Here is a 14,860-nt window from a genome sequence, read left to right on the forward strand (position 1 = left end):
GTTATTCAACCCCAATAATCGTTTTTGCTATTATATTCGGGTTCATGGCGAGCATATCATCTGGAACATTTTGACCATTAGTCATGTAGGCAACACCCTTGCTGTATTTATTGACCATGTTTAACATTGCCCCATAGCTTGAAGTTTCATCAGCTTTAGTAAAGATGAATTTATCAATTTCAATGATTGAAAACTGATTATATATGTCTTCCATATCCCGCTGCTTAGCAGTTAAGGAAAGAACTAAATAGGTCTCAATGTCATTATCAAAATCAATTACTTGCTTTAAATCCTCAACGTATTGTTTATTTCTAAAGTTTCTTCCAGCTGTATCGATTAGTATAAGATCATAATTTATAAAAGTCTGTGTTGCTTTTCTAAAGTCATCAATCGTATAGCAAACTTCCATCGGGACATTTAATATTTTTGCATATGTCTTTAATTGATCAATTGCTGCTATTCGATAAGTGTCTGTCGTAATAAATGCAACTTTTTTCTTATGTGTAATGACACAATCTGCTGCAATTTTAGCTAGTGTTGTCGTTTTTCCTACACCAGTAGGGCCAACAACATTAATATACTTCTTCGAAAAAGAGATTCCCCCAAATGGAATATCTTTCATCTTTTTCGTTATATCATTCTCTAACCAAGAATAGACCTCATCTATTGAAGCATTTGCACCATCAACATACCACTTTTCTAGAAGCCCATTTAAAATGGATTCTTGAATGATTAAGTCTACTTCTTGATCCAGCAATAGCTGCTGCATTATTTGTATAGGTGCTGGATATGCAGGAGCTGTTCCAGCATGTCCTACAGGCATTTTTTTCAAAATTGATTTCAACTCATTTATTTCCTTAATAAGTTCACCCGAAGGCTTTTGCACTACAGGGTTTATATTCTGGAGAATTTGCTTCTCCTTCAATTTGTTTTGTTCTACTTCTGGTGGTTTGACTTGCTTTTGCTTAATTGTCGGTATTTGCTGACGTTTCGATTGTTGATCAACAGCAGCAATCACTTCAATACTCCTCTTTTTAAAAAAACCTAAAAATCCGCCTGTCTGTACTTCTTTTGAATTTAAAATAACCGCATCGCTGCCAAGCTCGGCACGAATTTGCTTCATCGCTTCTGCCATATTTGGAGCCGTATACTTTTTCACCTTCAATCTACAGTCACCACCCCAACACTCTGTACTTCAACATTTGCCTCAAGCTCGTTATAAGATAAGATCGGTATTTGTGAGAAATAACGCTCTGTTAATTGTCGGACATACATCCTGACAGCTGGAGAACATAGAACAATCGGTGTTTGTTCTATAAGTGATAATTGTTCCACTTGTGATGCAATGGACTCCAGTATTCCTTGTGAAACGGTCGGATCAATCGATAAATAATTGCCATGCTCTGTCTGCTGAATACCCTCAGCAATTATCTTCTCTACTCTACCTGAAAGTGTTACAACTTTTAGGGAATCACCGCTTTGAGAAAATTGATTTGTTATTTGACGTGCTAATGCCTGACGAACATACTCTGTCAGTAAATCTGTGTCACTTGTTACTTTACCAAAATCAGCTAATGTTTCAAAAATAATCGGCAAATTTCGAACAGATACGTTTTCTCTCAAAAGCTTTGCAAGGACCTTTTGCACTTCTCCAACTGATAGAGGATTAGGTGTAACCTCTTCTACTAAGATTGGATAGCTTTCATTCAAATGGTCAATCAGCTGCTTCGTTTCTTGGCGCCCCAATAGCTCGTGAGCATTGCCTTTAATCACCTCAGTGATATGCGTAGATACGACTGAAGGAGGATCCACGACAGTGTATCCAAATATTTCGGCCTGTTCTTTCATATGCTCTGTTATCCATTTTGCTGGAAGGCCAAAAGATGGTTCAACTGTATCAATTCCTTCAATGGAGTCATCCTCAATCCCAGGGCTCATCGCCAAATAGTGATCAAGTAGGAGCTCCCCTCGCGCCATTTCATTTCCTTTAATTTTCAGTCGATACTCATTCGGTTGAAGCTGGATATTATCTCGAATCCTTACAACAGGAATAACAAGACCAAGCTCAATTGCTAGCTGTCGCCTTATCATAACAATCCGGTCAAGAAGATCTCCCCCTTGATTAGCATCTGCCAGTGGAATGAGCCCATACCCAAATTCAAATTCAATTGGATCAACATTTAATAAACTAACAACACTTTCTGGACTTTTCATTTCTCCAGTTTCCATTTCCTCTTCTAGTTCCTGTAACTGTTCTTTATTTGGCTCTGGTGTTCGAGAAATCATATAACCGCCAAAACAAAGCAATGCACCAATTGGTAACGTAAGGAGATCGCTTATTGGTGTAAATAGACCGAGAAGAATGATTGTTCCTCCAGTTACATATAACATTTTTGGAAAGGCAAATAATTGTGAAGTGATGTCAGAGCCAAGATTTCCGTCAGATGCAGCCCTTGTAACAACAATACCTGTAGCAGTAGAGATGAGCAATGCGGGAATCTGACTCACAAGGCCATCACCAACAGACAAAAGTGAAAAGTGTGTAGCAGCATCAGCAAATGATAATCCTAACTGCATCATTCCAATAACTATTCCAAAGATTAAATTGATGAGGACGATAATGATACCTGCAATGGCATCCCCTTTAACAAATTTACTTGCACCATCCATTGAACCATAGAAATCCGCTTCTCTACTTACCTTTTCACGACGCTCTCGCGCTTGCTGCTCGGAAATCATACCTGCATTTAAATCTGCATCAATACTCATCTGTTTTCCTGGCATCGCATCAAGCGTAAATCTTGCGGCCACCTCTGAAACACGTTCCGCACCTTTTGTGATAACAATAAACTGAATAATAATAAGAATTAAAAATACAACCAGCCCAACAACGATATTACCGCCGACTACGAAGGTACCAAATGTATGAACAACTCCACCTGCATCGCCAGTTGAAAGGATAGAACGAGTTGTAGAAACATTCAAACCCAATCTGAATAACGTCAATAGCAATAATAAAGATGGAAAAATTGAAAATTCAAGCGGCTCACTCATATTCATCGTCGTCAATAAGACAAGGAGAGCCAATGTGATATTAATAAGAATTAATATACTTAGCAGCCAGGTTGGAAATGGGATAATTAACATTGCTACTATTAAGATTACACTTACCAAAACCGATAAGTCTCTTATCGACATATATTTCCACTCCTATTAGAAAAGCGCCTTCCGAACAAGCAAAACTAGCTTGCGCTAGACAACTATTAAACTTCGATGCAATTAGATTTTCCTTTTAGTCCTGTAAACATAGGCAAGTATTTCAGCAACAGCTTTAAAGAACTCTTCTGGGATTGCGTCACCTATTTCTGCCTGACTATATAAAGCTCTCGCAAGAGGCCTATTTTCAACTGTTATGATATCTTTTTCTTTCGCAATTAATTTTATCTTTTGAGCTACAAAATCTACTCCTTTAGCAACGACATATGGAGCATCAGATTTTGCTTCATCATATTTTAATGCAACAGCATAATGAGTTGGATTCGTAATAACAACATCTGCATTTGGAACCTCTTGCATCATCCGGCTCATTGCCATTTCACGTTGTTTTTGCTTTATTTTAGATTTAATAAGGGGATCCCCTTCAATATTTTTGTATTCATCTTTGATATCCTGTTTTGACATTCGGATATTTTTTTCAAAATCATATTTTTGATATAAATAATCTAACAATGACAGAAATAATAGCGCACCTGCGGCAAATAAGCCCATCTGAACGGTCAAGTTCCCAATCGTAACCAATGCTGCCCCAACAGGCTTTTGCGACAAAATAAGGATTTCATCAATTCTATTCCATAAAACTGTGAATGTAACAAAGCCTACAAAGCCAATTTTTAACATTGATTTAAGTAATTCAACAATTGCTCTAACGGAAAAAATCCGTTTAAATCCTTTTATTGGATCAAGTTTATCAAGCTTGGGCTGAATTGCCTCTGTCGAAAATAAAAATCCAACTTGCATATAATTTGAAGCAACACCAGCTAACATAGCTACTAGCATAATTGGACCTAGAAGCAAAACAAGCTCCTTTAAAATGACAAGAAATATCGTATGAATATTCGTTTCAGTAAGCTCTGTCAGCATAAGATCTTGAAAGCTGTATTTCATAATATAAATAATAATATCTTTTATATAGGAACCTGCGAAAATAAAAAATAGAAAGACTGCTAACAAAACAATCGCAGTGTTTACATCTTGGCTTTTAGCAACCTGTCCTTTTTTCCGGGAATCCTGTCGTTTCTTTGGTGTTGCTTTCTCTGTTTTTTCACCTGCAAAAAGCTGTAAGTCTAAAGTTACTAATTGTTTCATTCGTTACGCTCCCCCAATTAAGTCCATGAGTCCACGCATCGTGATTAACATTGTCTCAAACAATTGAGAAATGACGAGCATCATGATACTCATTACAGCGATAAGCACTAGAAAACTCACTCCTATTTTCAATGGAAGCCCGACAACAAAGACATTGAGCTGAGGAACCGTTCTTGCAACAATTCCTAAAGCAATATCAACCATAAACAAACTTCCCACGACAGGAATAGACATTTGAAAAGCGATGACAAACATAGAATTGAAAGCTTTAATTACGTATTCAATCATATTTTCGTTACCAAACGATATCCATGGCTGATCTAATGGAATAAACTGATAGCTATAAAATACACCATCAAGCATTAAATGATGACCATTTACTGTCAGTAAGAAAAATAGTCCAATTGTATATAAATATTGACCCATAAGCGGACTTTGCGCACCTGTTTGCGGGTCAATGACATTCGCAATCGCAAACCCCATTTGAAAGTCGATAAAGCCGCCAGCAATTTGTATAGCAGATAATATCAGATAAGCAATAAACCCAATCATTAAACCAACAAGCGCTTCTTTGATAATTAATAAGTAATACGTTTGATCAATTTCAAAAGATGGAATATCCATTGTAAAAATCATTGTCAACGCCATGAAAAAGCCTAAGCCAATTTTCGCAACAGTTGGAATGGAGCGATATGAAAAAAGGGGCATCATCAGAAAAAAAGATGTTACCCTCACGAATACTAGTAAAAATGCTGGAAAAGCGGGTATTAAGTCTACCATATCATCAACCCACAAACCTCGTTAAGTTTGAAAAAATTTCATCAGCATATGAAAGCATATGGCTAAGCATCCAAGGTCCAAAAAAAACGATGCCGACTAAAACAGCGACGATTTTTGGAATGAAGGCTAATGTTTGTTCTTGAATCTGTGTTGTAGCCTGAAAGATACTTACGATTAAACCAACAACGAGTGCCAGCAGCAATAACGGGCCACAAATCATTAAGACTGTAATAATGCCACGTTCTGCGATTGAAATAACTGTTTCAGGAGTCATTTTGTACATTCACCTGCTTAAAAGCTTTGTAAAAGAGATTTAACTACTAAGTACCAGCCATCAACAAGGACAAAAAGCAATATTTTAAATGGCAGTGATATCATAACTGGAGGGAGCATCATCATCCCCATTGACATTAAAATACTGGCAACAACCATATCGATTACTAGAAAAGGAATAAAAATCATAAATCCAATTTGAAAAGCGGTCTTTATTTCACTAATAGCAAAAGCTGGTACAAGTGCTGTCAATGGAATATCTTCAATTGATTTGGGACGTTCCGCTTTAGAATATTCGAGAAACAAAGCTAAATCCTTTTGTCTTGTATTTGCACTCATAAATGATTTAAAAGGGACTGAAGCCTTTTCATACGCCTCTTCAAGATTAATTTCCTCATTGAATAGTGGTGTAAGTGCTTCTTCATTTACCTGTTGAAAGGTTGGAGCCATAATAAAAAATGTTAAAAATAAAGATAATCCAATTAATACCTGATTCGGAGGCATTTGCTGAGTAGCAAGCGCCGTTCTGACAAAGGAGAGAACAATAATAATTCTTGTAAAACAAGTCATTAAGATAAGTATGCTTGGTGCTAATGATAAAACAGTCAGCATTAAAACTAATTTAACGGAAGTTGAGACATTTTCAGGCGAACTGTTATTAAAAAACTCCATAAATTCATTCATTGCTCGTCTGACCCTTTCTTCTCCATCTCATCAAATAATTTCTTTCTGCCTGTAGTAATATCGTCTAGCTGCTCTTTAAGCAATGACTGAAAATGGTTCCCTTTATTTCCACTTGTATGAACATTCTTTCTTCTTTGTAGTACCCTTGTCACAATATCGCTTGGCTGAACAAGCTGTTCCATTTTATCATTGTACTCTGAAATAATTTGATTACGTTCCTCAGAATCATTAATTTCTGTTAACAGCTGGATGTTCTCCCCAACACCTACGACCAAAACCCGGTTGCCAACCTTAATAAGTTGCACTGAACGATTTGTACCAAGTGCAGTACCACCCAAATTTTCAACTAAATTGCTGCTTTTAAACATTTTACTTTTCTTATTTATGAACTTAAGTAAGAAATACAGCAAAGCAACAACAAAAATGGTCGCAAAGATCATTTTAATAAAATCCCATGCATTAATACCTACATTTGCTGCTATTTCATCCTTACTTTGTTCTTCCTGTTTCTGAGGCTGTTCTTCACCATTACCGTCAGAATCTTCTTCTAACCAATCCGTTACACTATTGTTCAATTGCTCCGCATAGGCTGATGTTCCTAAGCCTTGCAGAGCAACACATATTAGAAGTAGCAAAAGAAAAGACCGTTTTACATATTGCACTATACTGCACCCTCTAATCAATCATTTATTATCCCAAAGTCTTCGAGATTGCTTCGATGACACGGTCAGCCTGGAATGGCTTAACAATAAAATCCTTCGCACCTGCTTGAATGGCATCAATTACCATTGCCTGCTGTCCCATTGCTGAACACATAATTACTTTTGCATTTGGATTGATCTTCTTAATTTCTTTTAAAGCTGTAATCCCATCCATCTCAGGCATTGTAATATCCATTGTCACTAAATCTGGTTGTGATTCTTTATACTTCTCCACGGCTTGAGCACCATCAGCAGCTTCCCCAACTACTTCAAATCCGTTTTTTGTCAAAATATCTTTAATCATCATTCTCATAAAAGCTGCATCATCTACAATCAAAATTTTCTGTGCCATTTCTCCTTAACCCCCATGCATTATCTAAGTTTTTTTATTCGATCACTTTGACTGATAATATCCGTTACACGCACACCGAAGTTCTCATCGATGACAACAACTTCACCTTGTGCAATAAGACGGTTATTGACAAGAATATCAACTGGTTCACCAGCAAGTTTATCAAGTTCAATGATTGATCCCGCTGAAAGCTCAAGTATTTCCTTAACAGAGCGCTTTGTTCGACCAAGTTCAACTGTAACCTGTAATGGTATATCAAGAAGCATATTTAAGTTCTTTGATTCAGATTGCTGAAGTTGATATGGTTCAAAGCTTGAAAATACTGCCGGCTGCACATTCGCTTGCGTCCCTTCCGGGTATGCTGCTCCAAAATGCTGTGGCCCACTCTGATGACTTGTGTGTTGGTATGCCTGCTGATAGCTTTGTGCAGGCTGCTGATAGCCACCTTGTGGAAAAACTTCTTCCCTCTGTTGTACAGGAGGCTGATTGTACCCATATTCTTGTTGCTGCGGTTGCTTCTCAAACGAAGCCTCAGAATATGAAGGTGAAGACATTTTTTCTTCTGCTTTTACTGGCTCCACCACTTCACCAGCACCAGGATTTAATAATTCTTCAACTAGACTTTTAGCAAATTGATGCGGCAATAGCTGCATAATATTTGAATCAATTAAATCACCGATTTTCAAACGGAAGGATATTTTCACTAACATATCTTCAACTGGAATTATATCAGTTCCTTCACCATGCTGTACATCTAGCATGTCAATAGACGGAGGAGAAATATCAACCCTCTTACTAAAAATTGTTGACATGGATGTGGCAGCTGATCCCATCATTTGATTCATAGCTTCCTGGACAGCACTTAACTGAATTTCCCCCATCAGGTCGGATGGATTTCTGCCGTCTCCTCCAAGCATTAAATCAGCAATAATGGCAGCATCCTCTTGTTTAATGACTAATAAATTACTGCCTGAAAAACCCTCTGTATAGCTCACCTGTATAGCTACATACGGATGTGGGAATTCCTCTTGTAATTTCTTTTGTGAGATAACAGATACTGTTGGTGTTGTTATATCCACTTTTTGATTTAGCAAGGTGGACAATGCTGTAGCCGAGCTGCCAAATGAAATATTACCTATTTCACCTAGTGCATCCTGCTCCATAGCTGATAGATAATCTTCAACACTAAAGGAATCGTCAAATGCATCCTCAGTTTCCTCATCATCTGACCCGCGCAATAGAGCATCTATTTCATCTTGTGAAAGCATATCACCGCTCATCATCGTCGTCTCCCCCTTTCACAATATCTAATACTTGAATGGCAAGTTTTTTGTTTACTTTCCCTGGTTGTCCAATGAATTTCGGGATATCGCCAACCTTAATAATGAGCGGTTGATCAATTTGTTTAGTCAGTTCAATGACATCCCCGATATCTAGCATTAAGAAGTCTTGGATGCTTATCTCAGAATTCCCAAGTTCGCTGACAATTGGTACTTCAGCCTTATGAATGTGTTTTTCTAATTGCACTAATTCTTCAGGTGCTCTTTCTTTTTTATCAGTCTGCATCCAGTAATGGACCGAAAGTTTTGGAATAATCGGCTCGAGAACAACATGTGGAATACATATATTTATCATCCCGCTTGTTTCTCCAATTGTAGTATTTAATGAGATAACAACCACCGTTTCATTCGGAGAAACCATTTGTAAAAATTGAGGATTCACTTCAAAATCCATCAATTGTGGATCTATTTCGACGATCGTACTCCACGCATCCTGATAATTTTCGAATGCCCGCTCAAAAGTATTCGACATGATTTTTGTTTCGATTTCTGTTAAATTCTCAACATTATTTACACTTGTACCTTTCCCGCCCATCATTCGATCCATTAATGAATATGCGATGTTTGGGTTGACCTCCATTAGAATTCTACCATCTAAAGGCAGTACTTCAAATACATTTAATATGGTCATTTTTGGTATTGAACGAATAAACTCTTCATAAGGTATTTGATCGGCTGAAGCAACGGTGATTTGTACATATGTTCTCAGTTGTGCTGAGAAAAATGTTGTCAGGAGCCGTGCAAAATTTTCATGAATCCTTGTCAAACTTCTTATTTGATCTTTTGAAAAACGAAGGGCCCTTTTGAAATCATAAACTCTAACCTTCTTCTCCGTTTGTTCTTTCTTAAGCTCGTCCGCATCCATCTCACCTGTAGATATGGCAGACAAAAGGGCATCTATTTCATTCTGTGATAATACTTCTCCAGACATGAATCCTCACCTCCAGTTTAGAACTTCGACTATTTCAAGATAATGTAGTTTTTTATTGGAGGAGAGATTCAGTGATAAAGACCTCTTCTACCTTGCCTTTTTGCATGAGGCCATTTATTTTTTCCTTTAAAGCCTCTTTAATCTTCGTTTGTCCTTCTTTTCCTTGAATTTCTTCTGCTGTCATTTCAGATAACTCTTGAATAATAATGTCCTTCACTTGAAAATCTCTTTTCTCTAATTCTTCTTTTGCTTTTTTGTTATCTGTTTGAATCTTAAAAGAAATACGAATAAAATCATTGCTGGCTAAATTTGTTGTTATTTGAGGCACATCAACAGATGCTTTTAATACTTCATCAATGGATGGCTCTTTTGGACCAGAATTATCATTAAGCTGCTTGACAACAATAACTGCAACAGCACCAACTAGGGTAATGGCAACAAGCATAATTATCATAATCATTACAAGCTTATTATTTTTCATTTTCATCATCCCCCATATGCTGCTGTCCTAGAAGGCTTACAGATTGATAGAAATCTCTTATTTGCTGAACAACAACTTCCTCAGGTTCTTTCACTACATATTTCCGTCCATTCGTTAGCATAATCGTTGTGTCAGGGAAAGATTCTACCGTTTCGATATATATTGCATTTATCATAAATGATTTGCCATTCAAACGCGTTACCTTAATCACTGTAATGTTCAGGATTGAAGACATTGCTTCAATCCTGTCCCTCCCTTAACCTATCGTTTTAAGTTAACTAATTCCTGCAGGATTTCGTCAGATGTTGTAATAATACGAGTATTTGCTTGGAAACCACGTTGAGCTGTAATCATTTCTGTGAATTCTTCAGAAAGGTCGACGTTTGACATTTCTAATGCACCAGAAGCGATTGAGCCTCGACCACTCCCAGGTATATTAATATTTGCTGTTCCTGAATTAATTGTTTCTTGGAATAAATTATTCCCAGCCTTCATTAGACCAGATGTGTTACTAAATTTTGCAAGAGCGATTGTACCAAGACTTCTTATTTGACCATTTGAATATACACCATTGACTTCGCCAGTTGGTCCGATATTAAAGCTTTCTAATTTCCCTGACAAATTCCCATTCGGATTTACTTGAGCTGTTACAGAATCTCCTTCTTGCTTCAGATTATCTATATTTAGAGTTACAGTTTCTTCTCCATCTACCAGATCAAGCTCAGTTAAATCTAACTCAGCAGCTGTAAACGAAGGTGCAGTATACTCTAAATCAATTGGATCCGCAATTTTAGGAGGAGTTACTTTTTGGTTAGTAAATTGGATTGTCCAGCCGTCTCCAGTATCATTTACTAAATATTGATAATCTAAGGTATGTTCAATCCCTTTCTTATCAACGACTTTCATCTGTTGTACCTCACTGCCTGACCCAAGTGGTAATGTAGTTGGATCAGGTAAATTACCTTCCAATTTCATTTCATTTGTTGCTAATGCAGGTAGAGAAGCATTTACATTCACTACTATATCTTCTAGAACACCATTCCTATAGGCCTGTACTTTAAGTCCATTCGCAGTTACCAGTGTCCCATTATCATCGACATAGAAATTACCTGCTCTAGAGTATAAGTTTTGATCACCTTGTTTTACAACAAAGTACCCATCTCCATCTATTCCTAAATCAAGTGAGCGACCAGTCGTTTGTAAACTAGAGCTAGTATGAATAGTATCGATGGAGGCTAAAGTAGAGCCAAGCCCAACTTGCACCGGGTTAGTTCCTCCGCGACTATCAGTTGCTGCACTGGCCCCAGCAACCATTTGGTTCATAGTGTCCTTAAAAGTGACGCGACCCTTTTTAAAACCAAAAGTATTGACGTTAGCGATATTATTTCCAATTACGTCTAACTTTGTTTGGAAGTTTTTCATTCCGCTTATTCCTGAGTACATTGAACGTAGCATTTATTACTGCCCCTTTCATATTGGCTGCTTCAATCATTCCGCAAGCCTCAGCTTCCTTTTACAGGTCCAGCTGTTGATTATTGATCCAATATAATTGTGCCATTAATATTCGTAAATATTTGTGTTCGGGCTTCTTCCCGATCCATTGCCGTGATCACTGTATTGTTTTTTGCACTGATAATGAGTGCTGCATCTTTTAGCAATACGAGTGATTCTTTTACACCCTTATTTTTTGCTTCTTGAACTTTTTCTTCAATCTGATTCCAGCGCGCTTCGTTAATATGTATACCTCTTTGAAGTAGACGCTCCTTGGCGTGCTTGCTCACAGTTAATTGACTGTCTGACTGTAATGCTGTTTGTAAGTGAACAGAGAATTTATTGTTGTGTTGAAGTTCTCGATTGACCGATGTTGTTTTGGGTTTACTAACGGCCTTTGATTGAATCGGATGAAACATCATTTTATCCATCCAATCACTTCCTTGAATTATTCAATTTTTGTTATTTGTGAAGAGGTGATCGTCGTTCCGCCCTCTAATTGAAACACTGTTTTCCCATCTTTAAATGATACAGACTCAACCATTGCAGATTTTTCTTCCTTATTTTCACCTAGGAAGGTAACTTTCTTTCCAATCATCATACTTGCTTGGACCATCGCATTTTCTTTCGAGGTCTCATTAATCTGAGAAATATTAGCGGGTTCTAGCTTTGTTCCGTCATCAAGGATGAATATAACACTATTATCTTTAAATTGAACCGAAGCAACTCGACCACTACCTTCTTCAATAACAGGCTCCTTACCCGATTCTGATGCAGTCAGCTTATGCCAAGTAACATCTTTTCCGACAAATTGGTTATAAGCAATAATCTGACTCTGTTCTTGCACCTTTACAAAGCTTTCCATCGTCTTACCCATATTAGTAATTTGTTCTAGTGTGGAAAAGGTGGCCATTTGGGCAATAAAGTCTTTATCCTGCATTGGATTCGTTGGATCTTGGTTTTGAAGCTGAACCATTAATATTTTTAGAAAATCATCTTTCCCTAAAATATCTGATCCTGTTTTTCGCTGCTTCTGTTGATAGTCAGATAGCAATAACGAAGAATCGATTGTATTCGTCATGTTTTATCACACCTAAGCTTCAGTATTTAGAAGTGCTTCTTCAAACGAGTGGGTAAAATCATCATTTGAATGCTGTTCCTTTTGTTCTTCTCTTTGCTGTTGTCTTTCCTGTCCTTGCTGCTGCTCACGATTGAAAGTACGTTCTTGTCCAGTAAATTGTTGTGAAATTTCTACTCTTTCAATTTGGATATTTTGCGAACTAAACGCTTGCTTCAAGCCATTTAGCTGCGATTCCATCATATCTTTTGCAACAGAGGTAGATGTTAAGATTCTTGCGATAAGCATAGAGTCTTTTTGAATCAATTCAACTCTAAGCGCTCCCAGATGTTCAGGGTTTAACTTGATGAATAACTTTTGTGTTCCACCGTTAGTCAAAAATTTACTTCTAGCAAGGATTGATTCGAATTGTTCAATCAGCTGTTCTGCCGAGACAGGTCTCTGCGAATTTGTCATCAATGTTAATTGCTCGGGCTTTGATAATTGCTGAAATTGAATCAATCCCGGATTTACACTATCAGTTTTATTCAATAATTTAGCCATATTTTCAGTACTTGTTTCAGCAGGAGGAATTGAATTAGTCCCTTTCATCTCCTGAACAAGATTACGAAACGTTCTCTGTAAAAACTCATCTCGATTAGCAGACGTTTGTCCATTTAACTTCAATTCAAGCTTCTCATTCATACTTTTTATGAACTCTTTTAATCTAGTTTCATTTCCATATGAATCCTGATGTGCTGATAATAGATCAAAAAGCTTTAAAGCCTTCATTGCTTGTCCAAAATCTTTATCAGATGCGACTTTAGCATTCTGATTCTGGAGCTGAAACGAAATGGCATGTATTAAAGAAAGTATTGCTTCAGAAGGAGTTACCTCTTGAGGGTTCTCTGACTCGATCGGTGTTTCCTTTTCCATTGCATTCCCATCAATTGATGTCAATTTATTATAAAAACTGCTTAATAATTGAAGGAGTTCTTCAGAAGACAAATTTAATTGTTCTTCAATGATATTAATCATATCCTCTTCACTTTGAAATGCTATTTTCCCTAATATTTCAAGGCCATCTTCAAGTTCAAGAATGTCATTCATCTGCAAAAATTGAACAAGTCCTGCAAGTTCTTCTTCAGTTAATTCATTCCCTTCATCCGTCACCGGACTACTGCCAATAGATTCTGAAGTACCGGACATTAAATTAGTAAACAGCGATGAAAAACCATTGGCACTTTTCCCAGAAGCTGATGATTTTAATTCTGAAGAAACAAGTGTATTAATCGATCCTAGGCTGCTTATATCCATTTTTTCACCCCCTTTCAAATAATCTCTTACTATTCGCTTTCTTCAATATCCGCGGTCAAAAGCTCCGTATATTTGGCCGCATCCTCAGGATCCATTTTTTCCATGATTTCAGCAAGTGTATCCGATTTAATATTTGATAATATTTGTAACGCTTCTGTTTCACTCATTTGCGATAGAATCGGCGCTGCCTTCTTTGCTGATATAGTTTCATAAGTTTTAACAATATCCTTAAAGGCCCGTTTGTTTTCCTCTTTCATCGCTGTTAATTCTTCAATTTCCTCTTTTAAACGTTCTTTTTCTAATTCTGCTCTTGAAATTTCCTGATCTTTACTATCTAATTGTGTTTCTAACTGGATTACTTTTGCTTCACGATCACTTATTTCTGCCTCAAGCTCAATCATTTTCGTTTCAAGTTCCTCTACTGATTTAGACTCCTCTTTTGTAAAAGCAGAAGAGACAAATGGGATCTTTTGGCCATATTCTTTTGTAAGCTCAAAGACATTGTAACCAAGATAGGTCATAGCAATGAGGGTGACCGTTATGGCAGCTAACAGCGGAATAAGGACAATATATATGAAGCTTTGAAACTTTGATGTTTTTTTCGACTCAATTTCTTCTGCGACTTTGTCCACGTTACCACCTAACTTCCCCGACTCATATATTGCTGGATCGAGATATCATCCATTTGTTTACCTTCAAGTTGTTTCAAATTTTCAGCGAAATTCGTGAGATCTTTTTCTTTTATTTTTTCATATTTCTTTACTTCGATATTTTTTTCCATCAGTTTTTCTTGATAGAAATTCATATGATTTCTTGCATTAACAACAATTTGTTGATAATGATTGATTGTTTTTTCTAGGTTAAGTATAAAATGTTGGTGATGTCTAATTTCTTGGACTGATAATCCATTTACTAGCTTAGAAGATTGATAACTTTCAAGATCTTCCTTCTTTTTTAAAAATCCATACAGTTTTTCGGCTGCCTCTTCAAACTTTTTTACTGCTTGGTTGTAAATATTAAGAGCTTCATCCTTTTCTCTTTCTTTTATCGTAAGGATTTTTTCAAATTTATATTGGAATTGCATGAAA

18 protein-coding genes are annotated in these 14,860 nt (G+C 36.9%); all 18 read right to left on the reverse strand.

Going from position 1 to position 14,860, the window contains the following annotated elements; all coding sequences use genetic code 11:
- Position 1 precedes the first annotated feature (1 nt).
- The 18 genes from flhF to fliJ all read right to left on the reverse strand — a co-directional run bounded on the left by flhF (position 2) and on the right by fliJ (position 14,856).
- Positions 2–1,165 carry a flagellar biosynthesis protein FlhF gene (gene flhF, locus ACFYKT_RS02215; RefSeq protein WP_389214783.1) on the reverse strand — a complete coding sequence of 388 codons (1,164 nt, stop codon included), beginning with the start codon at positions 1,163–1,165 and terminating at the stop codon, positions 2–4.
- Complete coding sequence (flhA, locus tag ACFYKT_RS02220; protein WP_389214785.1) at positions 1,162–3,198, reverse strand: flagellar biosynthesis protein FlhA; 2,037 nt, start codon at positions 3,196–3,198, stop codon at positions 1,162–1,164. Before flhA ends, flhF begins: the two co-directional genes overlap by 4 nt.
- A gap of 81 nt (positions 3,199–3,279) precedes the next feature.
- A complete protein-coding gene (flhB, locus tag ACFYKT_RS02225; RefSeq protein WP_389214788.1) occupies positions 3,280–4,365 on the reverse strand; it encodes a flagellar biosynthesis protein FlhB in 1,086 nt (361 codons plus the stop codon).
- 3 nt (positions 4,366–4,368) lie between these two features.
- On the reverse strand, positions 4,369–5,145 hold the full coding sequence (fliR, locus tag ACFYKT_RS02230; protein WP_389214790.1) for a flagellar biosynthetic protein FliR: 777 nt from the start codon (positions 5,143–5,145) through the stop codon (positions 4,369–4,371).
- Between the two features lie 4 nt (positions 5,146–5,149).
- Complete coding sequence (fliQ, locus tag ACFYKT_RS02235; protein WP_389214793.1) at positions 5,150–5,419, reverse strand: flagellar biosynthesis protein FliQ; 270 nt, start codon at positions 5,417–5,419, stop codon at positions 5,150–5,152.
- Between the two features lie 17 nt (positions 5,420–5,436).
- On the reverse strand, positions 5,437–6,102 hold the full coding sequence (gene fliP, locus ACFYKT_RS02240) for a flagellar type III secretion system pore protein FliP (protein ID WP_389214796.1): 666 nt from the start codon (positions 6,100–6,102) through the stop codon (positions 5,437–5,439).
- Positions 6,099–6,764, reverse strand: a complete 666-nt coding sequence (locus ACFYKT_RS02245; RefSeq protein ID WP_389214800.1) for a flagellar biosynthetic protein FliO — start codon at positions 6,762–6,764, stop codon at positions 6,099–6,101. Before ACFYKT_RS02245 ends, fliP begins: the two co-directional genes overlap by 4 nt.
- 28 nt (positions 6,765–6,792) lie before the next feature.
- A complete protein-coding gene (locus ACFYKT_RS02250) occupies positions 6,793–7,155 on the reverse strand; it encodes a response regulator (protein ID WP_213100702.1) in 363 nt (120 codons plus the stop codon).
- Between the two features lie 20 nt (positions 7,156–7,175).
- Positions 7,176–8,438, reverse strand: a complete 1,263-nt coding sequence (gene fliY, locus ACFYKT_RS02255; RefSeq protein WP_389214803.1) for a flagellar motor switch phosphatase FliY — start codon at positions 8,436–8,438, stop codon at positions 7,176–7,178.
- The gene (gene fliM / locus ACFYKT_RS02260) at positions 8,425–9,426 is read right to left on the reverse strand and encodes a flagellar motor switch protein FliM (RefSeq protein WP_389214806.1); all 1,002 of its coding nucleotides are present in this window, start codon (positions 9,424–9,426) and stop codon (positions 8,425–8,427) included. Before fliM ends, fliY begins: the two co-directional genes overlap by 14 nt.
- Before the next feature lie 52 nt (positions 9,427–9,478).
- Entirely contained in the window at positions 9,479–9,907 is a 429-nt protein-coding gene (gene fliL / locus ACFYKT_RS02265) for a flagellar basal body-associated protein FliL (protein WP_389214808.1), read from the reverse strand.
- On the reverse strand, positions 9,897–10,118 hold the full coding sequence (locus ACFYKT_RS02270) for a flagellar FlbD family protein (protein WP_389215400.1): 222 nt from the start codon (positions 10,116–10,118) through the stop codon (positions 9,897–9,899). Before ACFYKT_RS02270 ends, fliL begins: the two co-directional genes overlap by 11 nt.
- A 50-nt stretch (positions 10,119–10,168) precedes the next feature.
- Positions 10,169–11,362, reverse strand: coding sequence for a flagellar hook protein FlgE (locus ACFYKT_RS02275; protein ID WP_389214811.1), 1,194 nt, complete (start codon positions 11,360–11,362; stop codon positions 10,169–10,171).
- A 77-nt stretch (positions 11,363–11,439) separates the two neighbouring features.
- Positions 11,440–11,829 (reverse strand): TIGR02530 family flagellar biosynthesis protein, encoded by a 390-nt coding sequence (locus tag ACFYKT_RS02280; RefSeq protein WP_389214814.1) that lies wholly within the window; start codon positions 11,827–11,829, stop codon positions 11,440–11,442.
- A gap of 17 nt (positions 11,830–11,846) precedes the next feature.
- Complete coding sequence (gene flgD, locus ACFYKT_RS02285; RefSeq protein ID WP_389214816.1) at positions 11,847–12,479, reverse strand: flagellar hook assembly protein FlgD; 633 nt, start codon at positions 12,477–12,479, stop codon at positions 11,847–11,849.
- A gap of 12 nt (positions 12,480–12,491) precedes the next feature.
- Positions 12,492–13,772, reverse strand: coding sequence for a flagellar hook-length control protein FliK (locus ACFYKT_RS02290; protein ID WP_389214819.1), 1,281 nt, complete (start codon positions 13,770–13,772; stop codon positions 12,492–12,494).
- Between the two features lie 29 nt (positions 13,773–13,801).
- The gene (locus tag ACFYKT_RS02295; RefSeq protein WP_389214822.1) at positions 13,802–14,404 is read right to left on the reverse strand and encodes a MotE family protein; all 603 of its coding nucleotides are present in this window, start codon (positions 14,402–14,404) and stop codon (positions 13,802–13,804) included.
- Positions 14,405–14,412: 8 nt separating this feature from the next.
- Entirely contained in the window at positions 14,413–14,856 is a 444-nt protein-coding gene (gene fliJ / locus ACFYKT_RS02300) for a flagellar export protein FliJ (RefSeq protein WP_389214825.1), read from the reverse strand.
- Positions 14,857–14,860 lie beyond the last annotated feature (4 nt).

The organism is Cytobacillus mangrovibacter, from assembly GCF_042865275.1.
Taxonomy (GTDB): Bacteria; Bacillota; Bacilli; order Bacillales; family Cytobacillaceae; genus Cytobacillus; species Cytobacillus mangrovibacter.

What these genes read in the sequence shown, in the direction of transcription:
- flhA (WP_389214785.1), bottom strand. Translation starts at nt 3,198, where the DNA reads ATGTCGATAAGAGACTTATCGGTTTTGGTAAGTGTAATCTTAATAGTA.
- flhB (WP_389214788.1), bottom strand. Translation starts at nt 4,365, where the DNA reads ATGAAACAATTAGTAACTTTAGACTTACAGCTTTTTGCAGGTGAAAAA.
- fliR (WP_389214790.1), bottom strand. Translation starts at nt 5,145, where the DNA reads ATGGTAGACTTAATACCCGCTTTTCCAGCATTTTTACTAGTATTCGTG.
- fliQ (WP_389214793.1), bottom strand. Translation starts at nt 5,419, where the DNA reads ATGACTCCTGAAACAGTTATTTCAATCGCAGAACGTGGCATTATTACA.
- fliP (WP_389214796.1), bottom strand. Translation starts at nt 6,102, where the DNA reads ATGAATGAATTTATGGAGTTTTTTAATAACAGTTCGCCTGAAAATGTC.
- ACFYKT_RS02250 (WP_213100702.1), bottom strand. Translation starts at nt 7,155, where the DNA reads ATGGCACAGAAAATTTTGATTGTAGATGATGCAGCTTTTATGAGAATG.
- fliY (WP_389214803.1), bottom strand. Translation starts at nt 8,438, where the DNA reads ATGATGAGCGGTGATATGCTTTCACAAGATGAAATAGATGCTCTATTG.
- fliM (WP_389214806.1), bottom strand. Translation starts at nt 9,426, where the DNA reads ATGTCTGGAGAAGTATTATCACAGAATGAAATAGATGCCCTTTTGTCT.
- fliL (WP_389214808.1), bottom strand. Translation starts at nt 9,907, where the DNA reads ATGAAAAATAATAAGCTTGTAATGATTATGATAATTATGCTTGTTGCC.
- ACFYKT_RS02275 (WP_389214811.1), bottom strand. Translation starts at nt 11,362, where the DNA reads ATGCTACGTTCAATGTACTCAGGAATAAGCGGAATGAAAAACTTCCAA.
- ACFYKT_RS02280 (WP_389214814.1), bottom strand. Translation starts at nt 11,829, where the DNA reads ATGGATAAAATGATGTTTCATCCGATTCAATCAAAGGCCGTTAGTAAA.
- flgD (WP_389214816.1), bottom strand. Translation starts at nt 12,479, where the DNA reads ATGACGAATACAATCGATTCTTCGTTATTGCTATCTGACTATCAACAG.
- ACFYKT_RS02290 (WP_389214819.1), bottom strand. Translation starts at nt 13,772, where the DNA reads ATGGATATAAGCAGCCTAGGATCGATTAATACACTTGTTTCTTCAGAA.
- fliJ (WP_389214825.1), bottom strand. Translation starts at nt 14,856, where the DNA reads ATGCAATTCCAATATAAATTTGAAAAAATCCTTACGATAAAAGAAAGA.